The organism is Pontibacter mucosus (assembly GCF_003054055.1).
Lineage (GTDB): Bacteria > Bacteroidota > Bacteroidia > Cytophagales > Hymenobacteraceae > Pontibacter > Pontibacter mucosus.
Window position 1 is genome coordinate 1 of sequence record NZ_QBKI01000017.1, and the last position, 13,539, is coordinate 13,539.

Below are 13,539 nucleotides of genomic sequence, written 5' to 3' on the forward strand. Positions count from 1 at the left end.
ATGGAGGCCTTGCCCTCCTCCAGCACGCAGGAGGGCAGCACCGCCACGCCTCCGGCAAATAGCAACAGTCCTTTTACAACCGAGCGCCTATCCATACTTTACAGTTTTGGGTTATGCTATAATTTTACTTTAAGACACTTCTGAAATATTCCACGCTCGCCTGTACATCAGGTGTATTATGACGCCAGTTATACTCATACTCGGCCGATAGTATCCCTTTGAATTTCTGGCGCTTCAACTCCTGGATGACACCGGCAATATTCGTCACCCCCTGGCCCCAGTGCACATCATGGGCCTTCGCCCCCTGCTCATGCAAATCCTTTACATGAAGCTGCATCACATGTCCCTCCAGCTTTTGCAGGCTCTCTACCGGGTCGAGCCCGGAGCGGGTCCAGTGCCCTATATCGGCACACACTCCGATGCGCCTGCTCTGTCCCTGCAAGGCTGCCAGCACTATGTCCGGACTCCAGTAGCGCGTGGGGTTGGGATGGTTGTGGATAGCTACATTGATTTTGTATGCATCACACAGCTGCGAAAGCAGCGGCAAGTCCTCCTGCTTTGGCTCAGAGGTGATAGTTTCAACCCCCATGGCCTTCGCGAACTCAAACAGCTGGCGCCAATTGGCCTCACTGGCTGGGGAGATCACCCCAAAAGAAACCATCCTGATGCCTTTACCCTTCAGGCGTTTCCGGATCTCCTCCCGCTTTGCCGCATCCATGTGGATATCCATCTTGCCTTCCATACCTCCCCCCAAAACCTGCCCCGGATAAGCCTCCACATACTTGAGTCCACAGCTATCGATCTTGTCAATAGCCTCAAAGAATGTGAACTCCTTAAAGGTGTAAGCCTGGGCTCCCAGCTTCCATCCCAGCCGCTCCTCCGGGGTTTTCTGGGCATACACCGTCTCCCGGCCGGCCAGCAGGATAAACACCATGCCCATGACCGCTATCAGGTTAAATGAGGGTTTCATATCTGATCTTTTTTGCTGGTAAGCAGTTCTCGCTGCGTCGGAAACAGTACCGGAACAGGCTAAACCTCTACCATTATTTACTTAACGCACTAAGTTATAAAATTAAACGAGCGTCACAAGAAAACCTGTGCTTATCTCCGGCGTGATGCCTATTTAGTGGCTTTAAGCTCCTGTATGGCCACCTCTGGCACCAGCACTTTATTTACCTGTTCCACCACGAGCGCCTTTGCCAGCTTGAAGGAGGCCGTCTGCCTGATATCCCTGGAAGAGGCCCCCAGCTGTATCGTGTACTTGCCAGGCTCGGCTACCCAGGCAGTCTGCCCGGTATCAAACGAGGCGAGCGCCCTGGCATCCAGCGTAAGGGAGACGGTTTGTGTCTGCCCCGGCTGCAGTACCTCCGTCTTCGTGAAACCCTTCAGCTCCTTTGCCGGCTTATCCATGGTTTTGGCAGGGGCGCTCAGGTAGAGCTGCACCACTTCCTTTCCCGCTGCCTTGCCTGTGTTTTTCACATCCAAGGTAATGGTCAGCCTGTCCTTGAACTTTCCGGAGCTCAGTTTCATGTTACTGTAGGTAAAGCTGGTGTAGGACAAGCCATAGCCAAATTCATAGGCTGGGGTAACGTTGAAGCTGTCATAATAACGGTAGCCCACGTAGATGCCTTCCTCATACACAACCTGCTTTGGTTCACCGGCCGGCGTGCCCGGGAAGTTCTTGGCCGTGGGAGTGTTCCGGTAGTCCACTGGGAAAGTGGTAGCCAGCTTGCCCGAGGGAGTTACTTTTCCTGACATCAGGTCTGCCAGTGCGTGGCCGCCCTCCTGCCCCGGCTGCCAGGCCAACAGGATGGCGTCTGCCTGGTCCCTCCAGCTGGCCACTTCTATCACGCCGCCAATGTTGAGCACCACTACCACTTTTTTCCCTTCTCCGCGAAATGCGTCCGACACGGATCGCAAAAGCGCTTTTTCTGCTGCAGTCAGGTAAAAATCTTTCAGTTTCCGGTCGCCGCCCTCACCAAATACCCGCATGATGGTCACCATGGCAATATCTGACTCCTTCGCCTTCTGACGGATCAGGTTTTCATCAATGGCCAGCTCTCCCAGGATACTGTCCAGCTTTGGCAGGGCCGTGATCAGGCTGTCCGCTTTCAGGTTGCGCGGCTTCCCCAGCCTCAGGTACTCCAGGTAGGTCTTCTGCAGGTCTTCGTCAACCTGATAGCCCGCCAGCTCCAGGCCTTGTGCCAGCGACACGCTATACGCGTTGTTCACCATGCCACTGCCTGTTCCGCCCACAATCATTTTGTAAGAGTAGTTGCCAAATGCCGCTACTTTGCGGGTGCCCTGTCCCAGCGGCAGGGCCTGGTTTTCGTTCCGGAGCAGCACCATCGACTGCGCAGCGGCATCGCGGGCCAGGGACGCATTGCCCTTCAGATCCGGCTTGTCCGAGTAAGGGTAGTTCCTGTAAGTCGGGGTACGCTGGGCCACGTTCAGAATACGTGCGATGTTGCGATCCAGCACGCCCATGTCCAGCGAACCGTTGCTGGCGGCACTGTCTATCTTCTGCGACCACACGGCCAGGCCGGGCATGAGCAGGTCGTTGCCTGCCCTCATCTGCATTAACGCATCCTCGCCGCCGTACCAGTCGCTGAGCACAAACCCGTCAAAGCCCCACTCCTTGCGCAGGATAGTTTCCAGCAGTTCCTCGCTCTCAGAGGTGTAAACCCCGTTGATTTTATTGTAGGAGGACATCACTGTCCAGGGTTCTGACTCCTCTACTGCAATTTTAAAACCCTCCAGGTATATCTCCCGCAGGGCGCGCTCACTTACAATCGTGTTGATAAAGCGCCTGCTCGTTTCCTGGTTATTGGCGGCAAAGTGCTTGAGCGAGGTGCCCACCCCCTGTGATTGTATCCCTTTTACCGCCGCCGCCGTCATCTTGCCGGAGATAAGCGGGTCTTCGGAATAGTACTCAAAGCACCTGCCCCCGAGTGGATCACGGTGGATGTTCAGGGCAGGGCCCAGCAGGATGTCCACGCCATACTCCAGCGCCTCATGCCCCATGGCACTGCCCACACGCTCTGCCACCCCAGGGTCCCAGCTGGAGGCTACGAGGGTAGCCACCGGAAAGGCCGTGCAGTAATACGTGTTCGGGTCATTTTCCCTCCTGGGGGCAATACGCAACCCCGCAGGCCCGTCAGACAGGTAAATAGCCGGGATGCCTAGGCGCACAAAAGGATAGGTGTACCCCCCTACTGCCGTGATATTCTTCTGCTTTCTGCCAGGTGTCGCCACTGGCTCCACCTCACGGCGCTTGGCTCCTGTTACCATCAGGGATTTCTCTTCCGTGGTCATGGCCCTGAGGACTTCCTCAAGCGGGCTTTCACCGAACTGCGGAACTGTATTGGAGGGCTTGGCATCTCCCGAACCGACGGGGGCGGTCTGTGCCCTGGCGGTCCCTGCCAGACAGAAGTGCGCCGCGAGCAGCAGGGCGATACTGTACGTTGATAATTTCATAAGCTGTGTGATTTTTTACAATGCAATCGGTTCTCTGCTGCTTTACCGGAAGTGTTTGAGCAGCTCTTCGGCAATAATGTTGTGGCCCTTTTCATTGGGGTGGTTCACGTGTGACATGTAAGGGGCGATTGTCCCCTCCTCCTTGGCAATCCGCTCGAACTCGGCATACGGGTCTGCCAGACCGACCTTGTACCTGGCCGCCAGCTCCCTGATCTGCCTGGCATGCTGGGCCAGCTTGTTTTCCGGATCCCCTATATCCTGGCGCTGGTCGGGAGAAGGGGTCACCAGGATCACCTTCACGTGATGGCGCAGCGCCTCCTCAATCATCTTTTCCCAGGCGATCCGGGATCTTTCCAGCCCTATGCCCACATCGTTGAGGGCATAGTCGATGAAGAGCACATCCGGCTTATGGGGCATCACATCGGTGGCCAGACGCGGCTGGCCCTTTTCGGCGAACTCCCCGCCTGTAGCAGTGACAATGATGTTGATCACGGCGTGTGGGTATTCCTTTTTAAGCTTGGTGAGGAGTAAATGGGGGTAAGATTCCAAGGTGTGCACTTCCTGCCTGCTCCAGTAGCCGGAAGGAACGGAGTGCCCATGAAACACTAAATTAATCCGTTTGTTGTTCGGGAAGACTGCTTTCAGCTCCTGTTGTACATCGTCTAGGTAGGCTGGGGCGTTCGCCCCTTTCAAACTCTGGCACTGCACGGAAAGGGAAAACAGCAAGGCCGCCGCGATTAGCTTTATACTTTTCATGTTATGTTTGCTTTCTCACCAGGATACCACTACAGTACCCGTTACATTCTTTACCAGGTAGCTCCTGCCGTACTGCTTCTCGCCTCGCTCAAAGGGAAGATGCCCCGTCTTCCAGGGATAGCCCGTGTTCAGGTAAAAGTGGATGCCTTCGTCGGTGATGCCCTCATCCGGATAAACCCGCACCGTGGCGTTCTCAAGCCCCGATATCTGCAGCCGGCGGGTAATGCCCAGCTCTCCCGAGTGCATCTCCTTCACAGACACAATCCCCTTCTGCTGCTCCACAAACACCCGCGCTTCGCGGTGCCAGGCGGTGGGAAAAGAGTACGTCGCATAACCGTTCTGTAACTCGGTATCGTAGCCGAGCAACACCGGTGCCCCCTGCGGGAATCTGAGGCGGTGCCTCACCGAGGTGTTGGGCACATACCCGGCGAAGAAAAAGCCATTGTTACTGCGGGATATGCTCAGCACCGGGCTTTTGACAGCCGGTTCGTATTTGTCCACGCTATACTCCAGGCCAAACTCCTGCAGCACATGCCGCAGGTAGGCAGGCCCTACCGCATATTTGCCCGGATCATTTGGCTTGAGCAGGCGCCCCCCCTCGTAGTGGCTTGAGTTTGTGCCGCGCACATAGGCCACCTTGCCTCCCTTCCAGCCGGGAAGCGATCTTGTCCAGAGCACGTCGCGTGTGTTGCTGCCCTGCGTCATGCGCACCAGTACCCTGGTATGGGGATCTGGCGCATGCTTCACCTTTGTCCGCAGGCCGCCGCCGGAGAACAGCGCCAGGTGCTGTATCGTGTGTGGCTCCTTCCTGGTCAGGTTATCATTGCTATAGTTTCCGACCAAGGTAAACTCACCTTCCAGCGCAGTCGTGTTCTGCAGGTTGAGTAACTCGGCAAAGGCAGGACTGGCATGGTCGGCCGGGCCGTACACGATAATCCGACCACCGTTCTGCACATAGTCAATCAGGCTATTTTCAAAGGCTGACCCTGCGTCCGGCACAATGGTGAGCAAGACCGACTCGTCAAACAGCCCCGGTTTCCTTTCCAGGACGGAAGGGAAGTACTTGGTGGAGATAATGGTATTGAGCGGGAAGCCGTTGTTGATAGCCTGCCGGATAAACCAGTCCCCGTAATAGATCTCTGCCAGGCGGTCCGGCTGGTCGTAGGCCCAGCTGTGGTACTCCTCAAAGGGGTACACCCACACCAGGGGACCCGGCGCGGTTGGGCTGTCGTAGCGTGCCTTAAGAATGTGGGGAATCACCTCGTTGGGCACCTGCGTCGGCATATCGCCAAAGGAATCGTCTATGGTCAGGAAATTCAGGTGTGTCGGCAACTTTACCTCTCCCTGCTCATTGATGCGGGCGACGGCCATCGGCAGGTAGATGTCGTGGGGCTCGCGGCCATACCGGTCCAGCCAGGGACTGTTCAACCACCAGGGATCGTGCGTGTAATAGCGGAAGATGTAGCGGTCGTCCGGCAACTGCGCCATACGTGACATGTACCCCACCATCTCCAGCCCGAAGTCGCCATCCAGGGCAGCCCACGGGGAGTTGGGCGGCGGCAGGATATTATACCCACCTTCGTAGATGGCTTTCAGGTCCACCCCATCCTTGGCCAGGTCAATGCCCGTGGCCAGGTTCGTGCCCCTGGTTTCAATCCGGAAGTCCGGGCACTCCTGGCGGAACAGGGTCCAGAAATCAACAATCTTCTCCTTCGTTTCGGCCAGGTTCTCTTGGTTAAAGCCCTTGCCGGTGAAAATGGTGCCCGTGGAGGCCCAGGGTTCCATCCCGAAGCCAAAGCCATTGCTGAACCAGATATAGTCGAAACCCAGGTCCTGCAGGAAGTGCTGGCTCTGACGGCCAAAGAAGGTTCCAAAAGGCGTGTCTGCCGGGATGCCGTCAGGGAAGCCCGCATAGGATTCTTTGTCAGCATCGAGTACGGCGTAGCTAAAGACAAAGGACTTATGCCCCATGGCACTTCCTTCCAGTATCTCCGGGTGCTTCTTGTACTTAAAATCTGACTTGGCGAATTCCGGCCCCGGGTCAAAGGTGGCTCCCACCCGCACCGGCTTGCCCGTTATCTCTTCCCCTGTTTCCCGCAGGGTCTGCACAATCAGCTTCAGGTCTCCATAGGTGAAGGCCGGCGGATCCTCCATGTACAGGTAAGCCCGCTCATGCAGGGACAGCTCCTTGGGGCCGGAGCCCACCTCGTGCTCGGTATTAGGGTTGCCGATGTACATGGCCCACTCTAGCGGCTGTTCCAGCTTGCCCTGGTAGTCGAGTATCTCTGAGCCGTCCGCTGTCCAGAGCATCACCGATACCGTGTCGGCATGCCGCAGCAGGGCCCCCCACTGGGTGAACATCTCGGCGGCTACACGCTTGATGTAAGTCGGGTCATTCTGCTTGAAAGGCTTCAGGGATGCCTCCAGCGTGATGTTTTCGAAAGGCTGCCCCCTGAGGCTGGAGTCGATTAAAGGCAGGGGCGCGGCAGTAGCCGGTGCCGCCACAGCTGCCTCAGGCTGGCCTGGTGCTGGCTTAGAGCCGGAGCAGCCATAGGCAATGCTGCCGGCAAGGAGCCACAAAAGCGGTCTGAAATTAAGCGTCATAGGATGTAAGGGTTAAAATCCGCCACCTCTCCCCGTTGCCGGCGGGGCAACGGGGAGAGGTGGCACAGTGATGTCATTAGTAGCCGGGGTTTTGCTCCAGCGCCGGGTTAATCTCTATTTCTCTTCTCGGGATAGGCAGAATCAACTCGTGGTTGGCTACGGAGAAATTGAGTCCTTTGCCCGCATAGTAAGCGTTGACCACTTCCTGCGCCCTGCCGGTGCGAACCAGGTCAAACCAGCGGTGCGCCTCGTAGGCCAGCTCCACCCTTCGCTCCTGGGCAATCGCCTGCCGCAGCGCTTCCTGCGAGAGTCCCTCCAGGTCCCCGAGGCCGGCGCGGTTGCGCACCATGTTCAGGTAATCTTCAGCCTCAGTCCCGTTCCCTGCCTCGTTGAGAGCCTCCGCATACATCAGCAGCACGTCGGCATAGCGCAGTACGGTGAAGTTGATGCTGCCGTCGCGTGGGTTCTCCGCCGTTAAATCTACAAATTTCAGCCCGTGTCTGCTATAGGCCCGCTCCCCGGTCAAATTAGAGACAATGTACTCCCCGACGGAGGCATTTTTCCGCAGGTCCCCTTCCTCATAAGCCTCTATCAGGCTGAGGGTGGGGGTGATCCTGCCCGATCCCTGCTGCCCGTTGGCCAGCAGGCCGGTAGAAGCCGGAGTGAATTGCACGGAGTAGCTGTTACCCAGGTTAGCCCCGGAAATATACTTTAGTTCAAAGATGGACTCCGGCAGGTTTTCGTTGCCCGTAGAGAAAAGACTCTTATAGTTACCCGCCAGGCTGTATTGCCCTGACGCTATCACCTCCCTCAGCTTGGCAGCGGCCAGCTCATACTGTTGCTGGGTGAGGTATACTTTGCCCAGCAGTGTTTTGACGGTTCCACGTGAGGCATAGCCCTTGTTCGGGTTCAGCTCCTCCGGCAAGAGCAGCTCGGCCTCCTTCAGATCCCCTATTATCTTGCTGAACACCTCCTCCCTCGGCTTCAGGCTCAGGTCGGCGCCCGCAATCTGGCCCGGACTCCTGAACTCAGCATCCGTCAGGGGGGCTCTTCCAAAGGTCTGCACGAGAATAAAATAGCTGTACGCGCGCATGAACCTCGCCTCCCCGGCTATCCGGCGCTTCACGCTGTCATCAATGTCAGCCGACTCCAGCCGGATAAGGATGATGTTGCAGCGGGCCACCGTGTACAGGGCCGTGTTCCAGACAGACTGCACGATGGTATTGGAAGGGGTTACATTCAGTTCATCGAACTCGACCTCCGTGATGGAGGAGGAGGAAATGGAAATCTCGGCATTGTCAGCCATCAGCTCCGCGATGTAAAACAAATCCGTGTTGTACAGGTTCTTGAAGGTGCCGTAGACCCCGATCATCGCCGACTCAAAGTCGTTCTCTGTCCGGTAAAAGCTCTGGTCATTAATCTGGGAATCCGGCTGCAGCTCCAGAAAATCCTCACAGGAGGAAAGAGTGCCTAACAGCAGTACAGTGGCTAGTAGTTTAAGTTTCATAACGCTTTCCTTTTTATTGGAGGGATACTCTCAAGCCCAATGTAAAAATCCTTGGAAGAGGATAAGAGAAATAGTCAATGCCCGTGGCCGCAATATTGTCACCTGTGGAGCTGGCCTCCGGGTCGTAGCCAGGGTAGTCGGTGAACGTATAGACATTGGCCACGTCTGCGAACACGGTGAGGGCCGGCACGCGTAACCGGTCCAGCACGCTTGTTGGCAGGTTGTAGGAGAGGTTGATGTTTTTGATCCTGACAAACGATCCGTCAAACAGGTAGCGCGAGCTCGAGCTCAGCGTTCTGCCGTAATCGTTGCGGATGGCCCTGGGCACGATGCCGTTGCCAGGCTCCTGCGGAGACCTCCACCGATCGGCTGCGATGGCCAGTTGGTTCTGCACCCCGGCGTTGTTCAGCACGATTTCCCCGCCCTGAAAGTATACATCATTCCCCTGGGAGCCTACAATGGCTGTGCTCAGCGTCAGCCCCCTGTACGAGAGCCTGTTTGTAAACCCAAAAGTGTACTTCGGCCAGGGGCTGCCCACTATTTTTTTGTCTGCATCCGTGATGACGCCGTCCCCGTTGACGTCCTCAAACTTCAGGTCACCGGGCTGCACGTTCGGATGCTGCTTCGGACTGGCATCCACCTCTGCCTGGTCCTGGAACACGCCGATGGCGTGGAGCAGGAAGAAGCTGGCGATCGGCTGGCCTACCTCGGTGATCTGGTAGGCGGAGTTGATGATGCGGGAGCTGGAGGAACTAAGCGCCAGCACCTTGTTGCGGTTTATGCTGATGTTGGCGTTCAGGTTCCAGGTAAAATCCTTGCTCCTGACGATGTCGGAGCCTAAAGCCACCTCCAGGCCTTTGTTCTCCAGCTCCCCCACATTCTGGATGGAAGAGGCAAAGCCGGAGGCAGCCGGCAGCAGCGTGTTGAGCAACAGGTCCTTTTTATGGTTTCGGTAAACGTCTGCCGTGAGCGTCAGCCGGCTGTCCAGCAGGGACAGATCGACACCCAGGTTGGTTTGCAGGGAGCGCTCCCAGGTTAGATCGTCGTTTGCCAGGCCCTGCGGCACAATGCCCAGCACCGGCTGACCGTTGGCTACGTACCGGGAAATGCCCAGCAGGCCAATGTGCGCGTAGTTCCCAATCAGGTTATTTCCAGACACCCCGTAACTGGCCCGGAGCTTGAGATCGTCCAGGAAAGCAAGGTCCTGCATGAACGGCTCCTCCGAAATCCGGTAGCCCACAGAAAAAGAGGGGAAGGTACCCCAACGTTCGTTCGCGCCGAAGCGGGAGCTCCCGTCACGGCGCACCGTGGCGGTGAACAGGTACCTGTCGTTGAACGTATAACTTGCCCTAGCCAGCAGGGAGAGCATGGCCCATTCGGACTCGAAGTTTGTGCCGGCATTCACATTACCGCCGGCCAGGTACTGGATATGGTCGGTCGGGAAGTCGGTAGCGCCCGCCTGCAGCATCTCCATCACGTCCTTCTGTGCCGTAAAGCCCGCCACGGCACTGAGGCTGTGCCGCTCGTTGAAGACCCGCTGAAAGTTGACCGTGTTCTCGTTCAGCCAGTTGAGGCTGGTTCTGTTGTGCGCCCCCGCTGTCGCCGGGCTTGTCTTGGCCCCCCACTCCCCTATCTCGGAAGATTTCCACAGCCTTGTCTTGTCCACAATGTAATTGATGCCGACAGAGGACCGCAGGGTCAGCCCCTCCAACAGCTCATACTCCAGGTAGTTGTTGGTGAACAGGTTGCTCGATTGGCGCTTGTCACTGAACTCGTCCAGAATAAGCAAGGGGTTCTCTACCGGTACACCCAGGGGGTCAAGCAGCTCAGAAGTATACTTCCCACTGGCATCATAGAGCGGCAGGGCCGGAGAGCTCGCCAATGCGGCGGAAATCAGGCCACGCTGGCCCAGATGGCCCTCGGCCCGGGCGAAGTCCCCCCAGGAATGCGCCCCTGCTACCGAGACCCCCAGCCGAAGCCGTTTAGTCAGGTCCACATCGATATTGGTGCGCAGGTTAAACTTTTTAAAGTCAGAGCCCTCAATTATTCCATCCTGATCAAAATAGCCACCGCCAATATAGTAGGTTATGTCATCTTTGCCTCCACTGGCCGACAGTTGGTAATTCTGGATAGCCGCAGGCCGGAAAATCACGTCCTGCCAGTCCGTGTTAACCGTAATGGCCTCCGGGTTGCGGAACTCGGGCTTTACCCTGGTTCCACCAGAGCGGATTTCGTTCGGATCGGCGGCATTTCCGCCCGCGTATACCCAGGCGTTGTCCCGGCCGTCAGCCACAAACTCGGCAAACTGGCGCGCATCCAGCAAGTCCAGCTTATTGGCCAGCGTCTGCACGCCACCAGAGGCTTCCAAGCTGATGCTCGGCTTGCCCTGTCTTCCCCTTTTGGTCGTGATGATCACCACGCCGTTAGCTCCCCTGGAGCCGTAGATAGCCGTGGCAGAGGCATCCTTCAGTATCTCAATAGACTCGATGTCAGCCGGGTTAATGGTGCTCAGGGGGTTGATTTTGTTGACCGTGTTGTTGGCCATGCCACTGGAGGAGAAAGAGTTTCCATTGAAGCTGCTCACATCAGAGCCGCCTCCCCCTGCGCCAATGGCATACCCGTCGATCACGTACAGGGGCTGGTTGCCGCCCGTAATCGAGCTGATACCCCTAACCACAATGTTCACGTTCCCCCCGGGTGCCCCCGTTGTCTGCGTGATTTGCGTACCGGCTACCTTCCCCTGCATGAGCTGATCGAAGCTGGCCGCCGGCACCGGGAGCAGCTCCTCCGTCGACAGGCTCACCACAGCGCCCGTCAGATCCTTCTTGCGCTGTGTGCCGTAGCCCACCACCACCACTTCCTGAAGTTGCTTTTGGTCAGTATCCAGGGTTACATCGACGGTCGCCCTGTTGCTGACAGCAACCTCCCTGGTATTAAACCCAATGTAAGTCACCACCAGTGTCGCATTCGGCCGCACGGTCAGCGTATACCGCCCCTCCGCATCGGAGGCTGTGCCGTTGCCCGTACCCTTCTCCACTACAGAGGCCCCTATCAGAGGGGTACCGTCTGCAGCTCCTGTGATCCTGCCGCTGACCGTGATGGTACTGGCCTCCTGTGCCGCCAGCGCTTTCACACCACATGTCAGGCATAGCAAGACACAGATCAACTTCAGTTGCAGTAGGTTGTTAAACATGTGTCTCATATGAATGGAATTATAATTTAGCTAACTTTAAAGTCTGGGCACTCTGGTAATCCGTAACTGCCAATCCCTACGCAGGCCTGTAACCTGCCCTTACCGGCACCTCCTGAAGCCATGGCACCCGGCACAGGCACCTCCTCCCAGGGAAGTCATTACATGTGCTTCCCAAACAGCCCCCCTATCTATAGCGTCTATTAAACATGCTTAACGCACTAAGTGAGCAAGCAATCAATATTAGCAAACTATTTTTAATAATTCAAGATTCAGCTGAATATTTTTTCCTGTGAATGAGGTTTCCTTGAACAAAAATTGTACTCCCGGATACCATAGCTACTCCCCTCGATGCCCTAGCTGGTACGCCAGCAGGCAAACCAGGAAAAAAGACACCTGCATAAGTTAACGCACTAAGCTATTACCAAGCAGGAATACCTTTACGGCAGGTTGGGAGCCAGGGCTGCGGTAGAACAGAAAATCCGGATCCCCTGCCTGCTAACGGGAAGCGTCATCCAGCATCAGCACCCAGTCCTGATCGTCGCCGTGGGTGGGTGGCGTGAAGGTTCTAGTTCCGCTGTTTTTATACTTGCCGCCTTGTGTTGTTTCCCCCGTTCTAGGGTTATACCAGGACGCCTGCACTTTCCTGCCGGAAATCTTTCCTAGCCTCACCTCAAAGGGAAGACCGGAAGAGGTATAGATAAAAGCATAATCCCTGCCCCTCGTGGCCTGCACCCGCTCCTTATAATTGTCCGATGCCGTACCCACCAGCAGGGACTGATCCGGTACACGGTCCAGCATGGGCCGGGACTCCATCAGTTTCCGCACATGCGTCATGGCGTTGGCCCCCGGCAGGTCCAGCGACTCATACCAGGGCTTGGTCGCCTCGATGTGGCGGGTGCGCCCGGGCACATACATCTGCCAAATGTTATTGCAGCCGTAAGTGTGGCCATGGGCCCCGGCAAAAAGGCTAAGGTAGGCTTTCCGGCGGATGTCATTCGGATCAGCGTAGCCGTTTTTCTCCAGGTCGAAGCAAACGGGTATTTCCTCGTACATGGGCTCACCGTCCATGGTTGGCTTGACCATAGCCAGGTTATAATCGTGGCTTACCTTATCCCAAACCCTGGTATCGGCGCAGTGGCTTGTCTGCAGCATGTTGAAGTCCAGCCACTCATCCTCGTGAAACCACCTGGAGGAGGCTGTCTGGGGATGGAAGGTCATCAGCGCCTTATCATTCCCGCCTACGGCTTCGGTGATCCCCCGGGCCATGGCACGCCATACTTCCACATCTTCTGAGTCCTCCCGGGGGTTCCTGTCCCCGCCAATCACCCAGATGATGTTCTTTCTATCCTTGTACCTGCTGCCAATATAGCGGCCATAGGCATAGGCATTCTTCAGGTTGAAAATCTCAGGTCCCACGCCCCATTTATTTTTGAAAAGCTTGTCGCCCCAGGTGGGCAGCAGGGCCATGTGCAGTCCCAGCTCCGCCGCCTTGTCCACTATAAAATCAACATGCTCGAAGTATGCCTCGTTCGGTTGGGTGGGGTCGTCGTTCAGGAGCGGTGTGTGCCCGTAGGCGTTGGGATCACGCAGCCCGTCGTGCTCCGCCAGCACCACCGCCTGAATGACGGTAAAGCCTTTGCCGGCCCTGTTGGACAGGTACCTGATGGCATCCTCCCTGTCGAGCCGGTGGAACAGCTCCCAAGCTGTATCGCCTAGGTAGAAAAAGGGTTCTCCGTTGGTATAGACCAGGTACCGCCCGTTATCGCTGACCCGCAGGTCTGTTTGCGCAACAGCAAAGAAAGGTACAAGCAAGGCGAGAACAAAAAGAAAGGTACGACGCATGCCTATGGTAAAGAATAGTTTCATGGTATGTTCGGATCAGGTAAAAGGAAAACAGTAGGGAGCAAGATAACAAGGTATTGGCTGCCATCCCTGCCTCTTGCTCCAGCACAGGAAGCATCGGGGAAGTGTCAGCAGCGACACAGGCCATACGCCGGAATTC

At 56.6% G+C, this 13,539-nt stretch carries 7 protein-coding genes; all 7 read right to left on the reverse strand.

Translation table 11 applies throughout. The annotated features are described in order from the left end of the window. Positions 1-124: 124 nt before the first annotated feature. Positions 125-970: a sugar phosphate isomerase/epimerase family protein gene (locus C8N40_RS21985; protein ID WP_108213970.1), complete on the reverse strand. Its 846-nt coding sequence runs from the start codon at positions 968-970 to the stop codon at positions 125-127. A 149-nt stretch (positions 971-1,119) separates the two neighbouring features. Then, positions 1,120-3,477, reverse strand: coding sequence for a glycoside hydrolase family 3 C-terminal domain-containing protein (locus C8N40_RS21990; RefSeq protein ID WP_108213971.1), 2,358 nt, complete (start codon positions 3,475-3,477; stop codon positions 1,120-1,122). Positions 3,478-3,519: 42 nt separating this feature from the next. After that, complete coding sequence (locus tag C8N40_RS21995) at positions 3,520-4,233, reverse strand: SGNH/GDSL hydrolase family protein (RefSeq protein ID WP_108213972.1); 714 nt, start codon at positions 4,231-4,233, stop codon at positions 3,520-3,522. A gap of 15 nt (positions 4,234-4,248) precedes the next feature. Next, positions 4,249-6,837, reverse strand: coding sequence for a hypothetical protein (locus C8N40_RS22000; RefSeq protein WP_211318171.1), 2,589 nt, complete (start codon positions 6,835-6,837; stop codon positions 4,249-4,251). A 76-nt stretch (positions 6,838-6,913) separates the two neighbouring features. Continuing rightward, entirely contained in the window at positions 6,914-8,344 is a 1,431-nt protein-coding gene (locus C8N40_RS22005; protein WP_108213973.1) for a RagB/SusD family nutrient uptake outer membrane protein, read from the reverse strand. 13 nt (positions 8,345-8,357) lie between these two features. Then, positions 8,358-11,546, reverse strand: a complete 3,189-nt coding sequence (locus tag C8N40_RS22010; RefSeq protein WP_108213974.1) for a SusC/RagA family TonB-linked outer membrane protein — start codon at positions 11,544-11,546, stop codon at positions 8,358-8,360. Positions 11,547-12,032: 486 nt separating this feature from the next. Further along, positions 12,033-13,379: a glycoside hydrolase family 140 protein gene (locus C8N40_RS22015; protein WP_108213990.1), complete on the reverse strand. Its 1,347-nt coding sequence runs from the start codon at positions 13,377-13,379 to the stop codon at positions 12,033-12,035. Positions 13,380-13,539: the final 160 nt, after the last annotated feature.

Bases quoted from the DNA above. Each gene is read 5' to 3' on its own strand.
- C8N40_RS21985 (WP_108213970.1), bottom strand. From the start codon at position 970: ATGAAACCCTCATTTAACCTGATAGCGGTCATGGGCATGGTGTTTATC.
- C8N40_RS21990 (WP_108213971.1), bottom strand. From the start codon at position 3,477: ATGAAATTATCAACGTACAGTATCGCCCTGCTGCTCGCGGCGCACTTC.
- C8N40_RS21995 (WP_108213972.1), bottom strand. From the start codon at position 4,233: ATGAAAAGTATAAAGCTAATCGCGGCGGCCTTGCTGTTTTCCCTTTCC.
- C8N40_RS22000 (WP_211318171.1), bottom strand. From the start codon at position 6,837: ATGACGCTTAATTTCAGACCGCTTTTGTGGCTCCTTGCCGGCAGCATT.
- C8N40_RS22005 (WP_108213973.1), bottom strand. From the start codon at position 8,344: ATGAAACTTAAACTACTAGCCACTGTACTGCTGTTAGGCACTCTTTCC.
- C8N40_RS22010 (WP_108213974.1), bottom strand. From the start codon at position 11,546: ATGAGACACATGTTTAACAACCTACTGCAACTGAAGTTGATCTGTGTC.
- C8N40_RS22015 (WP_108213990.1), bottom strand. From the start codon at position 13,379: ATGCGTCGTACCTTTCTTTTTGTTCTCGCCTTGCTTGTACCTTTCTTT.